Origin of the sequence: Nocardia tenerifensis NBRC 101015 (assembly GCF_000308715.1) — a bacterium.
Taxonomy (GTDB): domain Bacteria; phylum Actinomycetota; class Actinomycetes; order Mycobacteriales; family Mycobacteriaceae; genus Nocardia; species Nocardia tenerifensis.
The window spans coordinates 1-22618 of record NZ_BAGH01000579.1 but is presented as its reverse complement, the minus strand read 5'-3'; the positions used below and the strand labels follow the sequence as shown (position 1 = coordinate 22618).

23 protein-coding genes are annotated in these 22618 nt (G+C 69.5%); 5 read left to right on the top strand and 18 right to left on the bottom strand.

Translation table 11 applies throughout. From position 1 onward, the window contains the following. Positions 1-166: 166 nt before the first annotated feature. From ON39_RS38335 to ON39_RS38275, 13 genes are all read right to left on the bottom strand, one after another. Positions 167-1360, bottom strand: coding sequence for a cytochrome P450 (locus tag ON39_RS38335; RefSeq protein ID WP_040741526.1), 1194 nt, complete (start codon positions 1358-1360; stop codon positions 167-169). A gap of 3 nt (positions 1361-1363) precedes the next feature. Next, entirely contained in the window at positions 1364-2518 is a 1155-nt protein-coding gene (locus ON39_RS38330) for an aromatic ring-hydroxylating oxygenase subunit alpha (RefSeq protein WP_246003087.1), read from the bottom strand. 18 nt (positions 2519-2536) lie between these two features. Further along, positions 2537-3697 carry a class I SAM-dependent methyltransferase gene (locus ON39_RS38325; RefSeq protein WP_211336417.1) on the bottom strand — a complete coding sequence of 387 codons (1161 nt, stop codon included), beginning with the start codon at positions 3695-3697 and terminating at the stop codon, positions 2537-2539. Continuing rightward, on the bottom strand, positions 3694-4005 hold the full coding sequence (locus ON39_RS38320) for a muconolactone Delta-isomerase family protein (RefSeq protein WP_040741522.1): 312 nt from the start codon (positions 4003-4005) through the stop codon (positions 3694-3696). The genes ON39_RS38325 and ON39_RS38320 overlap by 4 nt, the downstream gene beginning before the upstream one ends. A gap of 33 nt (positions 4006-4038) precedes the next feature. Next, positions 4039-5301 carry an activator-dependent family glycosyltransferase gene (locus ON39_RS38315; RefSeq protein ID WP_040741521.1) on the bottom strand — a complete coding sequence of 421 codons (1263 nt, stop codon included), beginning with the start codon at positions 5299-5301 and terminating at the stop codon, positions 4039-4041. 16 nt (positions 5302-5317) lie between these two features. Next, complete coding sequence (locus ON39_RS38310; protein ID WP_040741520.1) at positions 5318-6322, bottom strand: cytochrome P450 family protein; 1005 nt, start codon at positions 6320-6322, stop codon at positions 5318-5320. Next, positions 6319-7566 (bottom strand): ketosynthase chain-length factor, encoded by a 1248-nt coding sequence (locus ON39_RS38305; RefSeq protein WP_040741519.1) that lies wholly within the window; start codon positions 7564-7566, stop codon positions 6319-6321. Before ON39_RS38305 ends, ON39_RS38310 begins: the two co-directional genes overlap by 4 nt. Continuing rightward, a complete protein-coding gene (locus tag ON39_RS38300; RefSeq protein ID WP_040741518.1) occupies positions 7563-8819 on the bottom strand; it encodes a beta-ketoacyl-[acyl-carrier-protein] synthase family protein in 1257 nt (418 codons plus the stop codon). The genes ON39_RS38305 and ON39_RS38300 overlap by 4 nt, the downstream gene beginning before the upstream one ends. 31 nt (positions 8820-8850) lie before the next feature. Next, entirely contained in the window at positions 8851-9204 is a 354-nt protein-coding gene (locus ON39_RS38295) for an antibiotic biosynthesis monooxygenase family protein (protein ID WP_040741517.1), read from the bottom strand. 76 nt (positions 9205-9280) lie between these two features. Then, entirely contained in the window at positions 9281-10033 is a 753-nt protein-coding gene (locus tag ON39_RS38290) for an SDR family NAD(P)-dependent oxidoreductase (RefSeq protein ID WP_174412615.1), read from the bottom strand. 52 nt (positions 10034-10085) lie between these two features. Then, the gene (locus ON39_RS38285) at positions 10086-10529 is read right to left on the bottom strand and encodes a nuclear transport factor 2 family protein (protein WP_040741513.1); all 444 of its coding nucleotides are present in this window, start codon (positions 10527-10529) and stop codon (positions 10086-10088) included. A 138-nt stretch (positions 10530-10667) separates the two neighbouring features. After that, positions 10668-11570 (bottom strand): alpha/beta fold hydrolase, encoded by a 903-nt coding sequence (locus ON39_RS38280; RefSeq protein WP_040741511.1) that lies wholly within the window; start codon positions 11568-11570, stop codon positions 10668-10670. Between the two features lie 228 nt (positions 11571-11798). Then, entirely contained in the window at positions 11799-12599 is an 801-nt protein-coding gene (locus ON39_RS38275; protein ID WP_040741510.1) for an NmrA family NAD(P)-binding protein, read from the bottom strand. A gap of 721 nt (positions 12600-13320) precedes the next feature. Between ON39_RS38275 and ON39_RS38270 the strand changes: the two genes are divergently transcribed. Then, entirely contained in the window at positions 13321-14028 is a 708-nt protein-coding gene (locus ON39_RS38270; RefSeq protein ID WP_246003086.1) for an AfsR/SARP family transcriptional regulator, read from the top strand. A gap of 90 nt (positions 14029-14118) precedes the next feature. Here the strand turns inward: ON39_RS38270 and ON39_RS38265 are convergent, their stop codons facing one another. The 3 genes from ON39_RS38265 to ON39_RS38255 all read right to left on the bottom strand — a co-directional run bounded on the left by ON39_RS38265 (position 14119) and on the right by ON39_RS38255 (position 16983). Continuing rightward, a complete protein-coding gene (locus ON39_RS38265) occupies positions 14119-14946 on the bottom strand; it encodes an NAD(P)H-binding protein (RefSeq protein ID WP_040741509.1) in 828 nt (275 codons plus the stop codon). A 121-nt stretch (positions 14947-15067) separates the two neighbouring features. Next, positions 15068-16207 carry an acyltransferase family protein gene (locus ON39_RS38260; RefSeq protein ID WP_211336416.1) on the bottom strand — a complete coding sequence of 380 codons (1140 nt, stop codon included), beginning with the start codon at positions 16205-16207 and terminating at the stop codon, positions 15068-15070. Then, positions 16204-16983 (bottom strand): cyclase family protein, encoded by a 780-nt coding sequence (locus tag ON39_RS38255; protein WP_040741507.1) that lies wholly within the window; start codon positions 16981-16983, stop codon positions 16204-16206. The genes ON39_RS38260 and ON39_RS38255 overlap by 4 nt, the downstream gene beginning before the upstream one ends. Before the next feature lie 203 nt (positions 16984-17186). Between ON39_RS38255 and ON39_RS38250 the strand changes: the two genes are divergently transcribed. Beyond that, the gene (locus ON39_RS38250; RefSeq protein ID WP_040741506.1) at positions 17187-18113 is read left to right on the top strand and encodes an NAD-dependent epimerase/dehydratase family protein; all 927 of its coding nucleotides are present in this window, start codon (positions 17187-17189) and stop codon (positions 18111-18113) included. Positions 18114-18181: 68 nt separating this feature from the next. Here the strand turns inward: ON39_RS38250 and ON39_RS38245 are convergent, their stop codons facing one another. Together ON39_RS38245 and ON39_RS38240 are read right to left on the bottom strand one after the other, a co-directional pair. After that, positions 18182-18892 carry a DUF8817 family protein gene (locus ON39_RS38245; protein ID WP_040741503.1) on the bottom strand — a complete coding sequence of 237 codons (711 nt, stop codon included), beginning with the start codon at positions 18890-18892 and terminating at the stop codon, positions 18182-18184. 84 nt (positions 18893-18976) lie between these two features. After that, on the bottom strand, positions 18977-19900 hold the full coding sequence (locus ON39_RS38240) for an NAD-dependent epimerase/dehydratase family protein (protein ID WP_051187639.1): 924 nt from the start codon (positions 19898-19900) through the stop codon (positions 18977-18979). A gap of 199 nt (positions 19901-20099) precedes the next feature. On the opposite strand from ON39_RS38240, the gene ON39_RS38235 reads away from it, so the two are divergent. From ON39_RS38235 to ON39_RS38225, 3 genes are all read left to right on the top strand, one after another. Continuing rightward, positions 20100-21305: a nucleotide disphospho-sugar-binding domain-containing protein gene (locus tag ON39_RS38235; RefSeq protein WP_169335950.1), complete on the top strand. Its 1206-nt coding sequence runs from the start codon at positions 20100-20102 to the stop codon at positions 21303-21305. A gap of 15 nt (positions 21306-21320) precedes the next feature. Continuing rightward, on the top strand, positions 21321-22193 hold the full coding sequence (gene rfbA / locus ON39_RS38230; RefSeq protein ID WP_040741498.1) for a glucose-1-phosphate thymidylyltransferase RfbA: 873 nt from the start codon (positions 21321-21323) through the stop codon (positions 22191-22193). A gap of 2 nt (positions 22194-22195) precedes the next feature. Next, positions 22196-22618, top strand: a 423-nt coding sequence (locus ON39_RS38225) for a dTDP-4-dehydrorhamnose 3,5-epimerase family protein (RefSeq protein WP_040741528.1), incomplete at its 3' end; no start/stop codon positions are given.

Below are 22618 nucleotides of genomic sequence, written 5' to 3'. Positions count from 1 at the left end.
CCCTGTACCGCCGCGAGCACCTCCGCCGCCGACGCGGGCACGTGCACCGCGCGCGGCGTGCACCGGAAGCGGCCGTTGGCGGCCGTGGTGACCTCCGCGTACCGGGGGTCCTCCGGCGTGATGACGGTGCGGTCGAGCACGCCCGCGCCATCGCCTCGCGCGGCCGTCATCGCCGCACCAGATCCATCGGCAGCTTCTTGGTGCCGTTCATGTCGTTGGGGTCGTGGTACACGAGCTCCTCGTCCTCGGCCACCCGGAAATCCTCGAACCGCTCGAACAGGGCGGTCAGCGCGATGCGGGCCTCCTGCCTGGCCAGCGGAGCGCCGAGACAGAAGTGAATGCCCTTGCCGAAGGCCAGGTGCCGGGCCTGCTTGCGGTGGATGTCGAACACGTCCGGCTGGGCGAACTCGGCCTCGTCGCGCATGGTCGAAATCAGCGACGTGCCGACCAGCGCGCCCTTCGGAATCCGCCGGCCGCCCACCTCGACGTCGGTGAGCGCGCACCGGTTGATCCACACCAGCGGCGACCGGTAGCGCATGACCTCCTCGATCATCGGCGGCAGCAGCGTGCGGTCGGCGCGCAATTCCTTTGCCAGTCCGGGGTTTTCGTCTAGGCACAGCAGCGCGTTGGTGAGCACGGTGCTTGTGGTGAGGTGCCCGGCGATGAGCAGCAGCGCGAGGAATCCGAGGATCTCGAAGTCGTCGAGCTTGCGGCCGTTCAGCTCCGCGTCCAGCAGGTCGCGGATCAGGCCGTCCTTGCTGGAGCGGCGATAGCTGTCGACGTGGCTGAGCAGATACTGGTTCATCTCCCGAATGGACGGCGCCATGGCGGCCACGCCCTCCTCGCTGAACAGCGCGTCGACGCCGTTGTCGACCAGCAGCGCGTCGGCCCACTTGCGGAACAGGTGCCGGTCGGCCACCGGCAGGCCCATCACCTCGGCGATGACGATCACCGGCAGCGGGGCCGCCAGCTCGCTCACCATGTCGACCCGCTCCTGGCCGCGCTCCAGGGTCGCGTCGAGCAGCTCGGCGGCGACCTGCTCGACCCTGGGCACCAGGCTCTGCACGAACTTCGGCGTGAATCCCTGGGTGACCAGCCCGCGTAACTCCTTGTGCCGCGGCTCGTCCATCGCCTGGAAGTTGCCCTTGCTGAAGTTGCGCAGCTCCTCGTGGTCCGGGATGAACGCGCTGAGATCGTTGGAGAACACCTCGAAGTCGGAGATCACCCGCACGCCGTCGGCGTAGCGCAGCACCTCCCAGCGATTGGCCTTCTCGTCGAACCGGACCGGCTCGTGCACGCGGGCGTGCACGTAGTCGTCCATCATCGCGCGCAGTGCCGGGGAAACGTGCGGACCGCCCATGGGTCAGACCTCCGAGGTGAGTGCGAGCGCGAGCTGGCGGTAGAACGCGAGCACGCCGGGTTCTTTGGTGCTGAGGTGGCCGCGCTCGATGAAGCGCGAGTGGAGGGTGCGCTGCACCGCCTCCATGCCCGCCTGGTCCTCGGCGTTGATGACGCTGGTGATCGACTCGACCTCCTTGCGCATCACCTCGCGCGAGACGTGCTCGAGCGCCTGGCGCGGCACCAGGGTGCCGCCGCGGACCTGGGTGCGGTCCAGCGACAGCGGGATGATGCTGATCCAGGCGATGGACTCGCCGAAGGTCGCGACCGCGCCGCAGGGGAACATCCGGTAGCTGTACATGATCGAGCGCTCGGCCTCGGTGAGCGGCAGGTTGGGCGTCTCGAACGGGGTGCCCGCGGCGCTGAGCAGGCGGGCGACCCACGGCGAGTCCAGGTGCACGGTCATGTCGATGCCGCCGGTCATCAAGGGGCGCACGGTTTCCGGGTGCAGGCCGATGGCGTGGTAGTTCTCGTACCCGTTCTCGACCGCGACCTTCCAGTTGCAGCCCCACTCCTCGGTCCAGTGGTTCACCTGGACCATGTCGTCGAGCCGGTAGTTGGTCATCTCGGTATCGACGATGGCCAGATCCGGTTCGAACGAGCGGGCTTCGGCGTCGAGGTTGACGAAGATCAGTCCGTGCCACTCGCGCACCGCGAAGCCGGGCAGCCGGCAGGTGGCCGGCTCGAAGTCGGGGTTGTCGCGCATATAGGTCGCCGCGCGCAGCGAGCCGTCCAGGTTGTAGCGCCACAGATGATAGGAGCAGGTGAAGTCCTTCACCGTGCCCTCGCCCGGCTCCACCAGCGGCATCGCCCGGTGACGGCACACCGGCGACATGCCGTGCAGCCGCCCGTCCTCACCCCGGGTGATCGCCACCGGCTCGCCCGCGATGGACAGCGCGACATAGTCGCCGGCGGCGACCAGCTGATCGGTGTGCGCCACCATGATCCAGCTGCGTTGGAAGATTCGCTCCCGCTCCAGTTCGTACACCTCCGGCGAGGTGAACATCTGCGGCGGCAGGCTCAGCGCGGGCGGGTCGGGTTCGGCGTAGCCGCGGACCTCGGTCAGCAGTTCGGCCACCGACTGGTCGGGCATCGGTCCGGTTCGGACGGTTGTGTTCACTGAAGTCTCCTCGGGGAATCACTCGGTGGGCGTATGGGCGCCCAGCGCCGCCCACGCCGCGTCGTCCATCCACGGCGGGATGCCGACCTCGCCGTTGGTGCCCTTCTCGACGAAGGCGATATTGCGATACGCCCGCACCCCGACCACGTCCCGCTGGGTCACCGTCGGGGCGACCGCGGGGCTGTGCTCGTGGTAGTGCAGGTCGTCCACCAGCCGCTTGATCAGGCCGATGGAGGTGTCGGGGCCCGCCGACGGACCCTCGGTGCCGCCCATGCGCGGGATGTAGGCGGTCTGCATGTCCTCGATGACGTAGAGCCCGCCGGGCCGCACGAAGGGGAACAGCGCGTCGAAAGAGATTCGCACGTGCTGGTTCTCGTGGCTGCCGTCGTCGATGACGATGTCGAACGGACCGTGCTCGCGCGCGAGCGCGGCCAGCGCCGCCGGGTCGCTCTGATCGCAGACCAGCGCGGTCAACCGGGGCTCGTTCAGCGCGGACTTGTCGAACAGGTCGAGCCCGAAGATCTGGCCGCGGTGGAAGTACCGCTTCCACATGCGCAGCGAGCCGCCGCCCAAGTCGCCGTCGAAGCCGCCGATGCCGATCTCCAGGATGCGCACCGGCTCGTCCCGGTACGGGGCGAACTCTCGCTCGTAATGCCCGGTGTACCAATGGAAGCTGGCCCACTTGTCCGAACCGGACGACGAGCACAGCGCGCCGAGGTCGTCGCGCGGGATGGTGAGCCCGTTCATCAGCGCGCCGGAGGCGAGGCTGGTGGCGACGACCAGGCCGGGCAGCCGGGACAGATCGTCGGGGCGGGCGGGCAGGAAGACGTCGCTGAAGTCGCCGGTGCGGCGTTGATCGGGCCTGCCATAAATACGGCGGACCAGGTGGGTCAGCGTCATGCCTAGTTCGCGGCAGATCTCAACGGGCGCTTCACCTTCCGCGCGCACGATGCGCTCGCCGCCGACACAGCGGAACACCACGCGGCGGGCCTCGGCGTCGTGCGTGACGTCGAGGGCGATGTGCACCGGCTCGGGATTGGCGGGCACGGACGCGCGGTACAGCACCTCGTCGACCAGGGCGTCGAGCACCGCGTCCACGCCCTCCTCCTTGACGAGCAAGGAGATCTCGGCGTCGGCGGCGGTGCCCGCGCGCAGCAGCCGGTCCATCAGCTCGCTCACGACCGCTCCGCCTGCTTGTTCCAGACCGACAGCTGGTCGAAGGCGCCGGGCACGGCCAGCGGGATCACCTCGAACTTCAGGTGCGGGCTGACCGGGTTGTCGTACAGCACCCGCAGCAGTTCCTCGTGCGAGTCGACGTCGTAGATATTGAGCCCGCCGGACGCGCCGACCCGGATCCAGCTGTGCCGGATGATGCCCTTCTCCACCAGGGCCCGCGTGTAGGCGAAGCCCTCGCCGAGACGCTCCCGGAACTCCTTCGCCTCCCCCGGTGCCGGGTCCTGCGTGGCAAGTACGGCGAATAACGCCATGGCTGCTCCTCGTTGTGATGCGATGTCGGATTGCTAGTGCGTCAGCTGGGGGCTGTAGCGGGCGGCGGCGTCGACCAGCGACTCCACCACCTCGCCGGGGCTCGGCTCGGCGAGCATGCGGTCGCGCAGGGCCTGCGCGCCCGATCGGAACGCGGGCTCCTCGAGCAGCCGAAGCACGCCCTCCCGCAACAGGTTTCCGGTCAGCTCGTGCGGCGGAAGGTAGATCCCCGCACCGAGTTCGCTGAGCCGCTCGGCGCGATAGACGTTGTCCCACATGCCCGCGACCACCAGTTGCGGCACGCCGTACACGGCCGCGGTGGACCAGGTGCCCGCGCCGCCGTGGTGGACGATGGCCGCACAGGTGGGCATCAGGGCGTGCAGCGGCACGAAGTCCACCACCCGCGTGTTGCCGGGCACCGGGCCGACCTCGGCCGCCTGGGCCTCGTTGAGCGTGGCCACGATCTCCACGTCCAGGTCCGCGACCGCGTCGAAGAGCTCGCCCGGCGAGATCAGGTTCGGGTAGGCCATGTCCCGCGAGGTGATGCCGAGGGTCAGGCAGATTCGCGGCCGAATCGGGTTCTCCCGCAACCAATCCGGCACCGCGGACAGGCCGTTGTACGGCACGTACCGCATGGGGATGGACTCGGCGCGGCTGGGCAGCCGCACGCCCTCGGGCATCTGGTCGATGGTGAAGTGCCCGGTGACGACCCGCTCGTCGTAGTCGAGGCCGTGGCGGGCCAGGGTCCAGGTCAGCCACTCCTCGAGGGCGTCGTCGCGCCGCTCGGGTGGCAGCGCGGCGATATCGGCCCGCAAGCCCTCCCGCGACAGACCGAAAAGGTCAGGGCCCCAGAGCAACCGGGCGCCCGCGGCGCCGCAGGCGCGGGCGGCGACCCCGCCCGCGAAGGAGAACGGCTCCCAGATCACCAGGTCCGGCTGCCACCAGCGGGCGTAGGCGACCAGCTCATCGACCATGGAGTCGTTGTTGGCCTGGGCGTAAAAGGTCGCGGTGAGCAGCGAATTGGCGGCCTTGCGGTCGCGCGGGCCGCCGCGCTGACCGGTGAAGTCGATGTCGCGGTAGAAGCCGGTCAGCTCCTCCCCCAGATCGCGCACGATCTCGTGGTGGGTGTGGTCGGCGCCGACGGGGACGGCTGTCAGCCCGGCCTGGGTGATCGCCTTGGTCAGCGCGGGCTGGCTGGCGAAACGCACCTCGTGTCCGGCCGCGCGCAGCGCCCACGCCAGCGGCACGGTCCCGTTGAAGTGCGCCTCTACCGCGAGAGACGTCATGAGTACTCGCATTGCGGACGGCTCCTCGTCAGTGGGGGTCGATGGCGGTCGAGTCGACCGGCAGGCGGATCAGCGCCCCGGTCACCGGTGCGCGCAGCCGCCGCACCGGCGCGCCGTCGAGGTGCAGGTGCGGGAACCGAATGGCAAGGGCGGCAAGCACAGTCGCCGCCGCGGCGCGGGTGAACGCCGCGATCCGCGGCACGCCGCGCAGGCCGATCCCGGCCGCGCCGACGTGCACGACGACCTCATCGCCCTGCGTGATCCGCTCGGCGCCCAGGCGCAGATCCGCGCGGGCCACCCGGCTGTCGAGCCGCATCGGCGGGCGCTCGGCGAGCACATTGTCCAGAATCGCGCCCGCCGCAACGGGTTCGGCGGACAGGGCGCGCCAGCGCGCCGGCTCGGCGAGCAGCGTGTGCGCGGCCTCGGCGGCCCATGTCGCCGCGAGCTCGACGCCGAGGACGGACAGCAGCAGGGCGTTGTCCGGCACCAGCTTTCGCAGGCCCGCGCAGGCGTCGACGACCGCGTGCGCGTCCGCCAGCCGCGGCGCGCAGAGCACCGCGTCCACCGCGGGCCCGGCCGCGACGGCGTACCGGGTATACGCGGCGAGATCCGCGCGTGGCACGGTGAGCACCTCCGCGGCCAGCCAGGCCACCGCGGGGCGCAGCGCGTCGCGCACGAGATCGAACCGCACGAACAGTCCGTCGAGCGCCACGCCGCCGGTGGAAGGCGGTGCGGTCCAATCGGTTTCGAGGAACGGGTTCACCTCAGCGAGCACATGCCCGGCGGGCAGCTCGGCGCCGAAGCGCGGATCGGTGAGCACTCGCTCGGCGAGTTCGGGATCGCTGACCACCCACGCGCCGGGCCTGCTGCGATAGATCGGCCCACGCTCCTTGATCCGCGCGGTGAGGGCCGCCTCGTCCTCGTCCTCGGCGCGCAGCATCACCGCGTACGGGTCGCCGCCGTGCGCGAACAGGAAGTGCATGCCGCGCTCGGTCAGCAAGCGCCTACCGAGGTCCGTGTCCGTCCTGGTCATGCCGCTTCCTCCGTGGTTCGTCGAATTCCCTTGTGGCCCTGGACGGTCAGCACCATCGCGGCGTTGAAGCCGCCGTGACCGCGGGCGACGACCAGCGCCACCGACAGCGGCAGCGCCCTGGTCTCGGTCACCAGATCCAGCTCGTAGCCGGCGACCGGATCGGTGACCCCGGCGGTGGCCGGGATGCGACCGTGCCGCAGGGCGAGCAGCGCGGTGGCGACGTCGAGCGCCGCGCCGCCGCTGCTGAGCCGGCCGGTCATGGTCTTGGGCGCGGTGACCGGAACACCGCGCGGGCCGAACACCGCGCGCAGCGCGTCGGCCTCGGCCCGGTCCAGTTCGGGCAGGCCCGCCGCATCGGCGAAAACGACGTCGACCTCGGCCGGGTCGAGTTCGGCATCGGCGAGCGCGCCCTCGATGGCGCGGCGCAGCGTGCCGGGCCGCCCCGAACCCGGCGGCGGGTCGAAAGTGGCCGAATAACCGGCTACTTCGCCGTACCAGGACGTCGCGCCGCGTGCCGTCGCGGACTCCGCGGACTCCATGACGAACAGCGCCCCGCCGTCGCCGGGCACATGACCCGAGGCCGCGGCGTCGAACGGCAGATAGGCGCGCTCGGGGTCGGCGCAGGTGCTGATCCGGCCGCTGGTGAGCTGCGCGACCCAGGTCCACGGGGACGGCGAGCCGTCGACCGCTCCGCACACCATCGCGGGCTGGCCCGCGCGCACCCGCCGCCTGGCCAGCGCCAGCGCGTCCAGCCCGCCCGCCTGCTCGGTGACCAGAACGCCTCCGGGACCGCGCATTCCGTGCCGGATGGAGATCTGGCCGGTGTTCACCGCGTAGAACCAGGCGAACGACTGATAGGCGCTGACGTGCTGAGGTCCCTTGCGCCACAGCTTGTCCAGCTCGCGGTGGCCGAACTCGAAGCCGCCCGCCGAGCTCGCCGTCACCACGCCGACGTCGAAACCGGAGGGCGCGGAGCCGTCCACGGCCGAGTCGGCCAGCGCGTGATCGGCGGCCACCAGCGCCAGCTGGGTCATCCGGTCGGTCTGCGGCAGCAGCCGGCCCGGCAGATGATCCGCGGCGGTGAAGCCGGTGACCTCCCCGGCCAGCGTCGCCGAGTAACCCGACGGGTCGAACGCGGTGATCCGGCCGATTTTCCGTTGTCCGGCAAGCGTATTCGCCCAGTGCTCGCCGGCGTTCAGCCCGGTCGCGGCGATCACGCCCATGCCCGTGATGACCGTCCTCATGCGACTTGCCGCAGGATCATGGCGCTCTGGAAGCCGCCGAAACCGCTGCCGACGGTCAGCACCGTGTCGACCGGCGTCTCGCGGGCGGTCAGCGGCACGTAGTCCAGGTCGCAGGCCGGGTCCGGCTCGTGCAGGTTCGCCGTCGGCGGCACCAGATCGTCGCGGATCGCCAGCGCGCACGCGGCGATCTCCAGCGAGCCGATCGCGCCGAGCGAGTGGCCGATCATCGACTTGATGGAGCTCACCGGCACGCGGTACGCGTGCTCGCCGAGGCTGCGCTTGAACGCGGCCGTCTCGTGCCGATCGTTCTGCACCGTGCCCGAGCCGTGCGCGTTGACGTAGTCCACGTCCTCGGCGTTCACCTCGGCCTGGCCCATGGCCGCCCGGATCGCCTCGGCCATCTCCACACCGTCGGGCCGCAGGCCGGTCATGTGATAGGCGTTGCAGCGCGTGGCGTAGCCCGCGACCTCGGCGTATATGCGCGCGCCGCGCCTGCGGGCGTGCTCGTACTCCTCGAACACGAACATTGCCGAGCCCTCGCCGAGCACGAAACCGTTGCGGGTGCCGTCGAAGGGCCGCGACGCGTGCTCCGGGTCGTCGTTGCGCGGCGTCGTGGCCTTGATCGCGTCGAAGCAGGCCAGCGTGATCGGGGAGATCGGCGCGTCGGTGGCGCCGCCGACCACCACGTCGGCCGACCCCTCGGCGATCAGCTCGACCGCGTGCCCTACCGAGTCCAGCCCGGAGGTGCAGCCGGTGGAGACCGTGGACACCGGTCCCTCCGCGCCTACCTCCCAGGCCACCTCGGTCGCCAGGGAACTCGGGATGAAGTGGTTGTAGAGGTGCCCGACCGCGTAGGCCTCGTCGACGTTCCAGTGCTGCCCGCCGTTGGACACCACGACGTACTCCTGCTCCAGCCCCATCGTGCAGCCGACGGCGCTGCCGACCACCACACCGGTGCGGCCCGGGTCGAGCGCGGCGAGGTCGACGCCGCTGTCGGCGAGGCACTCCCGCGTGCTGACCACGGCCAGCTGCGCGGCCCGGTCCATCCGCCGAATCTGTTGCGGGGTAAGGCCTTCGGCCGCCGGATCGAAGTCACACTCGGCGGCGACCTGCGAACGGAACCGCCCCGCGTCGAACGACGTGATCCGCCGCGTCGCGGTGCGGCCGGACGACAACAGATCCCAGAACGGCTTGGCACCGGTGCCACCGGGTGCGACGACCCCGATGCCGGTCATGACGACACGACGTTTCATCTTCAGACATCCTCACGGGTTGCGGGCCGGCTCAGGCCTTGACGAACTCCAGCCTCGGCTCGTAAAGGTTGGCGACGTTGGTCGCCAGCGCCCGGAGCTTGACGGCGTGGTCGTCGAAGCCGGGCGCGGCGATGGCGTCCTTCCACGCCTGGACATCGGTCCACAGCGCGATGTTCACGTACTCGTTCGCCCGCGCGGGGTCCACGTGCTTGGACAGGGTGAACTGGAGGAAGCCCGGCTGCGCGGCCATGAACTCCGAGATGTCGGCGAACACCTGCTCGAACGCCGCCGGGTCGCCGGTCACGGTGAAGGTATTGACGAAGGTGACGACGCCCTTGGCGGTCGCGTCGTAGCGGGTCCTGGCGTCCTGGGCCGAAACTGTCATCGTGGTGCTCCTGAGATCGTTTTCCCTGTGCTGTCAACGGTGGGCCGTGCGCCTCGCACCCGGCTAAAATCTGGACTCACAACAGGCTCAAGCCTCCGTCCACGACTACGACCGAACCGGTGGCGTACTCGGCCTCCTGCGCCGTCAATTGCCTTGCCCACCAGGTGATCTCAGCGGGCTTACCGACACGGCCGGCCGGCGTCCTGGACGCGATGTCGGTGAGGAAGGCGCGGTACTGCTCCGGTGTGGAGCCCATGCGCACGCCCATGCCGGACTCCACCACGCCGGCCGCGATCGCCACGACCCGAATCCCCCTGGGCGCCAGCTCGATCGACCACGTCCGGGTGAGGAACTCCAGCGCGACCTTGGTGGCCCCGTACACCGAGAACCCCGGCCACGCGCGCCCGCCGGACGCGCCCGAGCTGCTCATGTTCAGCACGGTGCCCCGGGTCTCGGCGAGCGCGTCGAGCGCCGCCTGGGTAAGGAAAAGGGGCGCAAGCAGATTCACCGCCACCTCGGCCTCGGCGCTGCCCCGCTCGATGTCCGCGAGCGGGGCCGGGGCCGCCGTCGCCGCGTTGTTGATCAGGACGTCGATCCGCCCCAGCGCGCGCTGCGCGGTCTTGACGACCAGGTCGGCGGAGCCGGGATCGGTGATGTCGGCCGCGAGCACGTGAATGTGCTCGTGTCCCTCCGCCGTCTCCCGCAGCGCGGACTCCGTCCGCCCCACCACGAGCACCTCGTGCTCCTCGGCGTAGCCATGGGCGAGCGCCCGTCCGATTCCGGTCCCGCCGCCGGTGACGATCACACCGCGTCTTGTCTTCGAGGTCATATGCCTGAAACTAGGCAGGCCCGCTCGCAGCGCGGTGGAGATCGGATGGCGGTCAGATCGAGTCGTCGTCCCGAATGGCCACCCGCTCAGCGACTTTCAGCTCACCGTCGGTGCGCACCAGCACGTCCTCGCACACGCACATCGCGTGCAGGTAGGACCCCTTGTCCCGTTCGGTCCTGATCACCTGCACATAGGACCTGGCGAACACCGACCCGTCGTCGCGCACCTCGACCAGGATGGTGCTGTAGCACCGCCGGTACCGAATGCCGTCCGCGGCAAGCTGATCCGCGTTGGCCCGCAGGCCGGCGGCCAGCGCGGCCCGCCCGACGATGGGGGTGGAGATCTTGGGCGGGGAGACCATGCTGGCCTCCTCGGTGAACGTGTCGGCGGCCTCCTCGGCGCGCCCCTCGTCCATCAGCTGGACGTGCCTGGCGTAGAACCTGCCCACCTCGGCGCAGATGTCCTCGTATGTCTTCTCCCGTACCGCTGCACTCACGACCTACCGCCTCTCGACTGGATGTCCCTCCAACCTGGTGGTAGCCGGTCGAAGTCCACTGGAGAAGCCCTCGCGGCGACGGCGGAGTGCAAAGGACCCGCGCACCGGTTCGGCGCGCGGGTCCTTGTCGACGGGGTATCAGGCGGTGGCGAGCGCTTCCTCGGCGCGCCGGACGTGCTCGACGATCGCGTCGACCAGCGCACGATGAACGGCGGTCGGGAAGGTGTGGCCGAGGCCGGGCAGCTCGAGGAGCCGGCCGCCCGGGATCGAGTCGGCGAGGAACGCGCTGTGCGGCGGCTGGTGCACCGGGTCCAGCGGGCCCTGGATCACCAGCGTCGGGGCGGTGACGTTCGCCAATTCACTGCCGCGGCCGGTGATGTCGGCGCTGTCGTCGATATTCGGCGAGTTCCGCCCCGCGATGCCGGAGTGCGCGATCTCCCGCTCCTCCCAGCGCCGGAACTCGGCCGGGTCGAAGGGCAGCCCGGAGCCGGAGAGCACCCTGGCCAGCTCGACCCGCCGATCGAGCTCGGCGTCGACGTCGTCGAGGATCGGCGACCCCATGATCAGGTCGAGCGCCTCGCGCCGCGGGGCGGGCAGCCCGCTCGGGGTCGGCTCCCCGCTGTAGGCGCAGTGGCAGCTGGTGAAGAAGTCGACGGTCAGCGCGGCCGCGCCGGTCATGGTGAGGCTGCGCAGCCGATCGGGGTAGTCGATGGCCATGAGCTGCCCGGTCGCGGCGCCCAGCGCGAAGCAGACCAGGTGGACCCGGTCGATGCCCCAGCCGTCCAGGACCGCGATCGCGTCGGCGGCGAGTTCGTAGAAGGTGTAAGGCTTCTGGTCGGCGTCCAGGGAGACCGTTCGGCCGGTGTCGCGGTGGTCGTACCGGATGACGTGCAGACCGTTCGCCGCGAGCAGCTCGACGAACTCGTCGGGCCAGCCCCGCGAGCTGTGCGCGCCGAGCAGCAGCAGCGGCGGATCGCCGGGGTCGCCGAAGTCTTCGGTCCACAGCTGGAGGTCAGCGGTGGAGACAACGCGTTCTGCCATGAATTCACGCTTCCTTTCTGACGGGACCCGCTTCAGCTGAGGTTGCGTCGTGGCCCGGATCCACCTTGTCGCACTCGGCTAGAGGGTCGGTTCGAAAGACGCTCGAACTTCGGTGGGATCGCGGGCACGCTCGCACCACCGAAACCATTGCGAGCGTGCCCTTTACGACCCGCGAGACCACCCTCGCGGTACCGTGCGACGATTCGACCGACTAGACGATTCGGCCGACTACCGGAACAGGTCGGCGTTGGCGGTGGCCCACTCGGCGAACGTGGTGGCGCGCCCGGTGAGTTCGGCCACCGTGCCGGTGGCGAGCTGCGGGTCGTCGACCCTGGCGGCCAGGCCGTTGACGAAATACCCCGCGTAATCGCCCATGGCGGGCTCGAGGGCCGCGATGAGCTCCTCGGGCGGCACGGTCACGAAGGTCAGCTCGCGGCCGATCGCGTCGGCCAGGTACTGCAAACGCTGTGCCCTGGTGATGGTTTCGGGTCCGGTGAGGGTGTAGGTCTTGCCGAGGTGACCCTCGCCGACCAGGATCGCCGCGGCGACCCGGGCGATGTCGTCCATGGCGATCGGGGCGTTGCCCGACTCCGGGTATGGCTCGCGGACCCCGCCCGTCGCGCGGATCTGCTCCGCCCAGTCGGTGGAGTTCTCCATGAACTCGCCCGTCCACAGGTGCGTCCAGCCGACGCCCGACTTCTCGACCGCTTGCGCGACCGGATGCCAGTTGGTGTTCTCGTCGCCGGACAGGTCGACGATCTGCCCGATGCCCGCCTGACGCGCCAAATCGACTACCTCGGTGACGGTTTCGAGCGTCGGCGCCAGATACATCCGGTCGACGCCCTCGAAGGCGGGGGGTAGCGAGGACGGCCGCTTCAGGTAGCCCTTGACCACCTCGACCTGAGACGGGAACGAGGTCCGTTCCGGGTGGTTCGACAGTGCGCGAATATCATCCGCCCCCAGATCCACAAGGTGGTTCACGACCATCCGGCCGATGTTTCCGGTGGCACCAGTAACGAGAATCTTCATGCCCTCAAGCTATCCCGACGGCGGGCGCTCGCGCACATAGAAAGTCGTTGACCTGGGGATTTAACCTGCGGGATGCGTCGAGAGACGCGATGGGAGCCACAACGCCGGCCACCGGACCGCTCGACCATCGCGCGCCCCCTCGGCGTCGGTAGCGCGGCGGTAACCCGACAGCTCGACTTCCCGGGTCGCACAGTCGGCCTGGCCGGTAGGGCCGCGAAGGGCCACGCATCCGTGTCCGGATGGACGCGAAATGCAATGGAACACATCACAATCGATGTTACTTTGTCAATAGCAGATATATATTCGCCTGCGCTCCAACTGGTTTCCGTATTGCAGCCACCACCGGGGGCAACCACCCTACCGGCGCTTATGGCTCCGCCGCGGCCAGATCCGACGATGGGTCAAGCCCCAAATAGCCACGGGCACAACCCTGCTCGACCTTGTCGCGTTCCGTTGACGAAAACAGGCAAATCGGTATAGCGTCGAAACGTACCGACCAGGCTTTTGGTCCGGGAGAGACGAAGATCCAGGGGGATCACCCGTCCCCAATTCTCGAGGCTAGGTACCGCCAAAGGGGTGCCGCCGTTTAGGGGGAAATATGGAATTTGGCGTGCTCGGCCCACTCTCAGTAGAGCATCAGGGGAAGTCCAACGTTCCCAGCGCTCCGAAACTACGGACCGTACTGGCGATGCTGCTCGTTCACTCGGATCAGGTGGTACCGGTGTCCTCACTGATCACCGACCTCTGGGATGAGCTACCACCGGCGAGCGGGCTCACAACGCTCCAGACCTACGTGCTCAACCTGCGCAAGTACTTCGTCGGTGTCACGGGTATGTCCGCTACGGAGGTCGCCAAACAGATCCTGATCACCCGGCCAGGGGGGTATCTGCTCCACGTCGAGCCGAACGCGCTCGACATGCATCGCTACGAGGCCCTCGTCGACTCCGGATTGGCCGCGCTGGCCAACGGGAACGACGAGGAGGGCATCGCCGACCTCGACGCCGCCCTGCGCACCTGGCGCGGCCCCGCGCTGGTGGACATCGCCGCGGGCCGGGTGCTGGAGTCCAAAGCACTCCAGCTGTCCGAGTCGAGACTCGTCACCATCGAGTACATGCTCGACGCCGAGCTGCGGCTCGGCCGCTATCGGGAGGTCCTGTCCCGGCTCGCCGCGCTGTGCGCCGAGCACCCGCTCAACGAACGCCTGCACGCTCAGTACATGCGCGCGCTACACCTGAGCGGGCGGCGGGCCCAGGCGTTGGAGGTGTTCCACCGGCTGCGCGTCAGCCTGGTCAACGAACTGGGTCTCGACCCGGAACGCAGCCTGCAGGAACTGCACGCGGCGATCCTGGGCGTCGACGACGACGCCCACATCCTCACCAGCACCACCCGGCCCGCCATGCTGGCCGGCGCGGCGGCCCGGATGCGCTGAACCCGGCCCACCCCCGCACACCGTTCGCCGCCCGAGTGGGGATGATGGACAGCCTTGTCCAAATCCCCACTCGGCCAACGAGACTCATCGTCAGCGGAAATCGTAGAAGTGCAGATCCGCCCACTCCGACAGCGGCCGAGCCGGGCGCTCGAGCACCCTCTCGACGTCCGGCAGCACGGGCTCCGGGTTGACCAGCGCGTCCTCCCAGCAGTCCAGCAGCCGGTCCATCACGTCACGCGGGAAGCGCTCGCCGCTCTCCGCACGCCACTGCTGCGGGGTGATCTCCTCGAAACGCACGTCCGCGCCGACGACCTCGCCGATCGTGGCGAACTGCTCGCTCTTGGTCAGCGCCGCGGGGCCGGACAGGGTATAAACCTTGCCCACATGCGAGTCCTCCAGCAGTGCGGCCGCGGCGACGGCGGCCACGTCCAGCTCGTCCACGGGCGCCTGCCTGGCGTTGTCGTACGGCAGGCGCACGAGGCCGGTGGTCTTGATGGGCTCGGCCCAGTTCAGCAGCGTGCTCGCGAACGTGCCGGGCCGCACGTGCGTCCATTCCAGGCCGGACCGCTCCACCGCCGCCTCCGCCGCGCGGTGGTACTCGCCGCCCGGGCTGTTCGCCGAGCCCGCGCAGGCGCAAGAAAGGGTGACGACCCGGTGCGCACCGGCCTGCTCGGCGGCCTTGACGACCTGCTCGGTCGTCTCCCCCGCCACGATCAGATACATCCGGTCGACGCCGTCGAACACCCCGGACAACTCCTCGGGCTTCGCCAGATCACCGCCGACGATCTCCGCCGCGGCGGGTAACTCAGCTCTCTCTGGGCGCCTGGTCAACGCCCGGACTTCGGCGCCGCCGATCAGCAGCAGCTCGACCACATTGCGGCCGACCGTGCCGGTGGCGCCGGAAACGAGAATCTTCACAGTTCTCCAATGTCCTTGGTATGAAAGCGAATACGTCCCCGGAGGCCTCCTGGGTAGATCTTTCGGACACTCTAACCAAGCTTGGGTAGCGTTCGCACATAACTGCTCCCCGCCGGGCCGATCAGGACTGCGCCGAACGCGGCTCCCGCGGCGTGACCGACTTGCGCGGACTGGAGAAGCGGCGCTGCATCGGCAGCTCCACGAACCGGTGCATCCCCCACGCCAGCAGAATCGTCCCGCCGAGACCCAGCGTCCACAGGCCGATCGCCTGCGCCAGGGTCGGCTGGAACTCGGTGCCGTAGAGCCGATACATGTTGTACAGCACCAGTTCGTGCAGCAGATAGAACGCGAACGAGACGTCACCCAGCCAGACCATCTGGCGACTGGCCAGCCACGACGGCCTGCCCTCGATGTCGGCGGCGGCCGCGGCCGGGATGAGGAAGGCCAGCGGCACGACGGTGGCCGCCACGATCGCGAACGTGGTCGGCAGGAACGACGCCGCCAGGTATCCGGCGACGAACGCCAGGCCGGCCCACAGCGCGCGAACCCGCGGCCAGTGGCCCGTCATGACGATCCGCGCCATCACCATGCCGAGCACGAAGTCCAGCGCGCGCACCGGCGGGAACACGTACACGAACCAGTACTCGTACTCCGGCGTGGCCTCCCACCACACCTGCGGCTCGGACGGCAACAGCTTGGCTACCATCGGCATCAGCAGCACCGCGGCCATGATCCCGCTCGCCCACCACCACAGCCGCTCCGGTCTTATCTTGCGCACCAGCACGATCAGCAGCGGGAAGGACAGATAGAACAGCGCCTCCACCGACAGCGACCAGCTCACGTCGTTGACCCCGAAGGCCACGTCGAGGTCCGGCCACCACGCGTGCACCAGCAGGAGTTGCTGCACCCAGCCGACGATCTCGCGCCCGGTGAGCAGCATCAGTGCGATCGCGATCAGGAACGCGACGAAGTGGTTCGGGTAGACCTTGAAGAACCGCCGCCGCCAGAACCGGCCCGGGGTGTCCTGCTCGCGCGCCGACCAGGTGAGCACGAAACCGCTGAGCACGAAGAAGAAGCCGACGCCGATGTAGCCGCCCGCCTCGACCACGTCCATGAACGTCCGGGAGGCGGTGCCGGGCGGCAACAGTCCGGGTTGGAACGCGGCGTGCGTGGTGAACACCATCAGCGCCGCGATCCAGCGCAGGCCGGTCAGCGACGGCAGCCGGGATCTCCGGCGGGCCGGAATCTCGTCCACGCTCACGACTCGTCCACCAATGCCACGGCCCGCGCCCACCCCGCGCCCGCCCGCGCCACCTTGATCGGGAAGCACACGACGGTAAACCCCTGCGACGGAAGGCTTTCCAGGTTCGACAGCCGCTCCACCTGGCAGTACTCCCGGTCGCGCCCGGCGAAGTGCGCGGGCCACAGCACCGACCGATCCCTGGTCTCCCGGTAGCGGGCGATGATGTCGGTGAACGGCGCGTCGAGGCTGAACGCGTCCGTGCCGATCACCTTCACCCCCAGGTCCAGCAGGTAGTTCGTGGCCGGCCCGTCGAGCCCGGCGAAGTCGGTGAAGTACTTCGGGGTGCCCTGATGCCGTTGCGCGCCGGTGTGCAGCAGCACGATGTCCATCGGCTCGGGCAGCCTGCCGATCCGCGCGAACTCGCGCTCGAGCACGTCCTTGCCGACGGCGCCGGTCGGCGCGTCGGTCAGGTCGAGGACGAGGCCGGGACGATGGAACCAGTCCAGCGGCATCTCGTCGATGTGCCGGGGACCGCCATCGCGGTAGGACGCACGCGTTCCGTAGTGCGACGGGGCGTCGACGTGCGTGCCGGTGTGCGTGGTGAGCGACAGCCGGTCCAGCGAGAGGAACTCGCCGTCGGGCAGGTCGTCCACCTCGAAGCCGAGCCCGAAGTGCTCGGCCATCTCCTCGCTCATGTGCCGAGCGCCCTGTGCCGGGGTGAGCACGGTGTGCTCGACCGGGTCGGGTTCGTACTGCTCGCTGTCCACTGGCGAGGACAGGTCGACGATGTGCATGCGTCCTCCTGGGCGGTGCGGGTTCGGCGCGTGGCCTGCGCGAGGAGCGCGCACGAGCCGTGCTGGGTACGAGTCGCCGTTCGGCGAGTCGTCCCCTGAGGGTGGTCGCGCGCCCTCGAACTTCGCTGGAGGTTCGGGAGAACCGCGTCCGCTTCTAACCACGCCCTAGCGGTTCTCGAAGGCCCGGCCGGACACTGGGTTCGATGAGCGACCACGACACCGCCTTCGTGCTCGGCGGCACGGGTTTCGTCGGCCCGCATATCGTCGCCGCGCTGTGCGGCGGTGGCTATCGGGCCGTCTCGGTCTCGCGCGCGGCGGGATCCGCTGGTACGGAACACATCTCACTCGACCTCGGCACCGAGGATCCTCGCCCGCTGAGCGAGCTGCTCCGGCGATACCGGCCCGCCGTGGTGGTCAATGCGGCAGGCACGTACTGGGGCCTCGATGAGCCCCGCATGCGTCGATCGCTGATCGCCCCCGCCGAGACCACGCTCGCCGCGCTGGCGGCGGTTCCCGAATCACGCAGTCGCTACGTACATCTGGGCAGCGTGCTGGAGTACGGTCCACTCCCCGCCGCGGGCCGGCTCGACGAGTCCGCTCCGACCGAGCCCGAATCCGTCTATGGCCGAGTGAAATTGGCCGCGACGAGGGTGGTTCTCGCGGCCGTGGCCGACGGCCGAACCGACGGCATCGTCCTGCGCGTGACCAACAGCATCGGCCCGGGCATGCACCCAGGCACTCTCATAGGGCGGGTCGGCGGCCTACTCGCGAACCACCGAACAGGCCGTGCGCGTGTCGAACTGTCGCCGCTGTCCGCCCACCGAGACTTCATCGATGTCCGCGACCTCGGCGCGGCGGTACTAGCCGCCGCCCGCGCGCGAAACCCACCTACGGTGGTGAATATCGGTGCCGGGCAAGCAGTTCCGGTGCGGCACCTGGTCGACCGGTTGATCGAGATCAGCGCGGTGCCCACCGACGTCATCGAGTCGGCGACCGGCCCCACCGCCCTCGGCGCCGACACGAACTGGCTGGAAGTCGCCACCGACACCGCCGAACAAACCCTCGGCTGGCGGGCCACCCGCACCGTGGACCAAGCGCTGAGCGACTACTGGGCTTCGCTCGTAACATAAAGCACCGCAATCCGTTCACCATTCAGCGCCTACTCACCCGATGACCCCCACGAGCACGCGACCCGTTCTCAGTCCGACAGCCAGTGCCGCAAATCGGCGACCAACCGCAGCTCAGCAGCGATCACACCCTGATCGTCCGCGTCAAGTTCCAGTGCGCCGATCTCGGCGACGAGCGCGGCTACCCGATCCGAATCGCCTGCGGCAGCGGCAATTTCAGCAAGCATAGCCATAGCATGCCCCCGTTCCACGGGACTCGCCGCCGCCCCGAAGCGGCGCAGACCGGTCTCCAGGATCCTGGCGGCGGCTTCGTCGTCGGACTTGAACTCGCGATAGTTGCGCGCGTTGTCCAGCACACGCGCCAGGCCCGAGAGATGCTGCGCTCCACCGTATTTCAGTTTCGGAATATCGTGCTGTAGATAAATGACGGAGTTGCCGACCGGGTCGACGACGGTGAATCGGGTCTGCCCAGGCCGGAATCGAGTGATCCTGGGCAGCCCACGCGCGGGCACCCGGCCGTAGTGGGCCCGCAGCGCCGCACTGAACTCCGCGTGCCAGCGGGCCGCGTCGTCCACCTTGACCAGACAGCCGATATAGGCCTGCTCCGCGCTGATGCCCTTCGGCGTCGGCCCGAAGTGCAGTTCGAACCCGTCGCGCCGCACCTCGCCGTAGGTGTACGGCTTGGTCATCTCCCGAGTGACCGTGTAGCCGAGGGTGCGATAGAAATCCAACGTCCGCGGCAGATCGCCGCCCCAGAGCTGCGGTATCGAAACATTCGCCATTCGCGCCTCCCGTGGTGATCGAGTCCGAGATCGACCGTACGGAACAGCATCTGGTCCGCGCCTATGAAATTTTCGCTCGGCGGCCTAGGCGTTCGGACGGATCAGGCCGGCACTGGTGTAGCTCCAGAGGGCGTGCAGCGCGTCGTCGACTCCGAAACGTGGTGTCCAGCCGAGGGTTTGCGCGGCTTTCGTGATGCGGATGCGCGGGGCGCCGTTGGCGGACCCGCCCGACACGTTCGGGCGCTCGGCGGTGACCACGCGCACGCGCAGCGCGCTGAGCTCGATCAACCGCTGGACGGCGCGGTCGACGCGGACGGGATTGCCGGAGGCGATATTGACGATGTCGACGCCGGGCGCGGGGTGGCGCGACAGCCAGCGATCGGCCGCGAGCACCGCCGACCCCAGATCGCGCAGGTCGAGCACGTCGACCGTGCCGCGCAAGGTCGGCAGTTCGAGCACCTGCCGCGCGCCCGGGTGGGCGGCCAGGTCGGCCAGGCGATGCGCCACCGAGCCGAACAGGCTCGCGCGCGGCGCACCAGCCCCGATCACCGTCGAACAGCGCAGCACCACCGCGCTGCCGCCCCATCTGCTCAGGCACTCGGTGGCGGCGAGTTTGGTTCGGCCGTAAGCGGATACGGGGCGCGGCGGGGTCGGCTCGTCCACGCCGCGCGCCCCGCCCGCCTGGGCGACCCCGTATTCGTACGCGGAACCGATGTGGATCAGCGGCACGGGCCGCGCCATCGCGTCGATCGCCTCCACGAGCCGCCGCACCAGCACGACATTCGAGTCCGCCATCTCCCGGTCGCTGGCCCGCCACAGCGCGCCGGCCGCGTTGACGACGAGATCGGCGCAGGCGAGCAGCTCGGTCAGCTCCGCGACCGGCCTGGCCAGCAGGTCGAAGCGGGCCCGGCCGACCGACACCACGGCGAACCCGCGAGCGGTCAGCGCCCGGCCGATCCCGCCGCCGACGTAACCGCTGCCGCCGATCAGCACCGCCGTCCGCGTCACGCCTATCCCTCCGCTCTGCTCGCAGTACCCCGATGCTCGCGGTCCCGGGTCGAGAACGACCGGAGCGCGAGTCCAGCGCCCCTGGACGTGCCCGATGATGTCCGCGCCGACCGCTGCTACAGCGATCTTCGAGCGCGCCGCAGGACGCTGTGCACACGACTCGCGCCGGCCGGCGAACCTGGGGATGGAGACGAAGAAGATGCGCGTCCTGATCGCAACCTGGAACATTCCGGGCCATCTGCGCCCGTTGGCGCCGCTCGGCTGGGCGCTGCGCGCCCGCGGCCACGAGGTCGTGGTGGTGAGCAACCCGGATATGGTCCCGACCATTCTCGGCACCGGGCTGCCCGCGTTCGGCGCGGGCCCGGACTACGACTCCTTCGCGGTGCTGCGCACCGAATCCTCCCGGCGCGCATGGAAACCCGAGACCGAGGTGCTCAGCAACGACCCCACGGTCGCCGCCCAGCAGGAGAAGCAGCGCCAGCTCATCGGTTTCGGGCTCGCGGCGGCCGCGGCGCGGGCGCAGGCCGCCGACGCGGTGGCCTTCGCCGAGCGCTGGCGTCCGGATCTGGTCGTCTTCGAACCGACCGGGCTCGTCGGCCCCCTGATCGGCACACTGCTCGGCGTGCCCACCGTCCGGCACCTGTGGAGCATCGACTTCACCGCGCCCATCGAGGAGTACGAGCAGGAGATCGTCGGCGAGCTCGCCGCGCCCTACGGCCTGACCCGCATCGGGGTGAACGGCACGATCACCCTCGATCCCGCGCCGTCGCGATTGCAGCTCGACGACGGCCGGTCGCGCAGCCCCATTCGCTTCATCCCCTACAACGGCCCGGCGGTGCTCCAACCTTGGCTACTCGAGCCATCCCGCCGACCACGCATCGGAATCACCTGGGGCACATCGAAGTCCACGCTCGGCTTCGACCACATGGTGCTCGCGCCGCGGGTGGTCGCCGCGCTCGCCCGCCGCGACGTCGAACTCGCCGTCGCCGTCACCGAGGATCAGCGCGCGCTGTTCGACGACGTGCCCGGCAACGTGGTCCACCTCGGCCCGGTACCGCTGGACGCGCTCGCCGCGACCTGTTCGGTGCTCGTCAACGGCGGCGGCGCAGGCAGCGTGCTGACTGCCGCCGCCAATGGTGTTGCGCAACTGGTCATCTCGCACATGCCGGACGAGGTCGTGCACGGCGAGCGGGTGCGCGAGAGCGGAGCCGGGCTGCACCTGCCCGGCGCCGACCTCACCGACGGCGATATCGATGCCGTCGTGCGACGGCTGTTCGATGCCGAATTCCGCACCGCGGCAGCCGAACTGCGCGACGACATCCGGTCGCGACCGACGCCCTTCGCGGTGGTCGAGCAACTGGAGCGACTGGTCGGTGATCGAGTGCTCACCGCGCAGCCGAGCTGACAGGGAGGGCCGGTTGTGAAGGGCATAATACTGGCGGGCGGGGCGGGCTCGCGGCTGCATCCGATCACGCGCGGGGTGAGCAAACAGCTTGTCCCGGTGTACGACAAGCCGATGGTGTACTACCCGTTGTCGACCTTGATGCTGGCCGACATCCGCGACATTCTGGTGATCACCACCCCCGAGGACGCCGGCGCGTTCCGGCGGTTGCTCGGCGATGGTTCGCAGTACGGGCTGACCATCGACTACGTGGTGCAGGCGCAGCCGGACGGCCTGGCGCAGGCGTTCGTTCTCGGGTCCGCGCACATCGGCGCCGATTCGGCCGCACTGGTGCTGGGCGACAACATCTTTCACGGCCCCGCGCTCGGTACCCGGCTGCGCCGGTTCCACGATCTGGACGGCGCCGCGGTGTTCGCGTACTGGGTGTCGGACCCGACCGCCTACGGCGTGATCGAGTTCGCCGACGGCAAGGCCGTCTCCATCGAGGAGAAGCCCAAGGTGCCGCGCTCGAACTACGCCATCCCCGGCCTGTACTTCTACGACAACGACGTGGTGGAGATCGCCCGCGGCCTGCGCCCCTCCGACCGCGGCGAGTACGAGATCACCGATATCAACCGGACCTATCTGGAACAGGGCCGCCTGCAGGTGGACGTGCTTGCCCGCGGCACCGCGTGGCTGGACACCGGCACCTTCGACTCGCTGCTCGACGCGGCCAACTACGTCCGCACCGTCGAGGAGCGGCAGGGGTTGAAGATCGGCGTGCCCGAAGAGGTCGCCTGGCGGATGGGCTACATCGACGACGAACAGCTGTGCAAGCTGGCGGAGCCGCTGGTGCGCTCCGGATACGGCCGATACCTGCTCGGCCTCCTCGAGCACGGACGGGAGTGGTGACCATGCGAATTCGGGAACTGGCGGTGCCGGGGGCCTGGGAGTTCACCCCGACCATGCACGGCGACGAGCGCGGCGTCTTCGCCGAGATGTTCAAGGCGTCGGAGTTCGAGAAGGCGGTCGGGCGGCCGTTGGACCTGCTCCAGATCAACACCTCGACCTCGGCCGCGGGCGTGCTGCGCGGCATCCACTACACCGAAGACCCACCGGGACAGGCGAAGTACGTGACCTGCACCAGCGGTGCGTTCGTGGACGTGGTCGTCGATCTGCGGCCCGGGTCGCCGACCTTCGGCACGTGGGACAGCGTGGTCCTCGACGACGTGGATCGGCGCTGGGTCTTCCTGTCCGAGGGGCTCGGCCACGCGGTGCTGTCGCTGGCGGACGCCTCGACGGTCACCTACCTCTGCTCGCTGGAGTACACCCCCGAG

Bases quoted from the DNA above. Each gene is read 5' to 3' on its own strand.
- ON39_RS38335 (WP_040741526.1), bottom strand. From the start codon at position 1,360: ATGGGCGGTCCGCACGTTTCCCCGGCACTGCGCGCGATGATGGACGAC.
- ON39_RS38320 (WP_040741522.1), bottom strand. From the start codon at position 4,005: ATGGCGTTATTCGCCGTACTTGCCACGCAGGACCCGGCACCGGGGGAG.
- ON39_RS38315 (WP_040741521.1), bottom strand. From the start codon at position 5,301: ATGCGAGTACTCATGACGTCTCTCGCGGTAGAGGCGCACTTCAACGGG.
- ON39_RS38310 (WP_040741520.1), bottom strand. From the start codon at position 6,322: ATGACCAGGACGGACACGGACCTCGGTAGGCGCTTGCTGACCGAGCGC.
- ON39_RS38305 (WP_040741519.1), bottom strand. From the start codon at position 7,566: ATGAGGACGGTCATCACGGGCATGGGCGTGATCGCCGCGACCGGGCTG.
- ON39_RS38300 (WP_040741518.1), bottom strand. From the start codon at position 8,819: ATGAAACGTCGTGTCGTCATGACCGGCATCGGGGTCGTCGCACCCGGT.
- ON39_RS38295 (WP_040741517.1), bottom strand. From the start codon at position 9,204: ATGACAGTTTCGGCCCAGGACGCCAGGACCCGCTACGACGCGACCGCC.
- ON39_RS38290 (WP_174412615.1), bottom strand. From the start codon at position 10,033: ATGACCTCGAAGACAAGACGCGGTGTGATCGTCACCGGCGGCGGGACC.
- ON39_RS38280 (WP_040741511.1), bottom strand. From the start codon at position 11,570: ATGGCAGAACGCGTTGTCTCCACCGCTGACCTCCAGCTGTGGACCGAA.
- ON39_RS38275 (WP_040741510.1), bottom strand. From the start codon at position 12,599: ATGAAGATTCTCGTTACTGGTGCCACCGGAAACATCGGCCGGATGGTC.
- ON39_RS38255 (WP_040741507.1), bottom strand. From the start codon at position 16,983: ATGCACATCGTCGACCTGTCCTCGCCAGTGGACAGCGAGCAGTACGAA.
- ON39_RS38250 (WP_040741506.1), top strand. From the start codon at position 17,187: ATGAGCGACCACGACACCGCCTTCGTGCTCGGCGGCACGGGTTTCGTC.
- ON39_RS38245 (WP_040741503.1), bottom strand. From the start codon at position 18,892: ATGGCGAATGTTTCGATACCGCAGCTCTGGGGCGGCGATCTGCCGCGG.
- ON39_RS38235 (WP_169335950.1), top strand. From the start codon at position 20,100: ATGCGCGTCCTGATCGCAACCTGGAACATTCCGGGCCATCTGCGCCCG.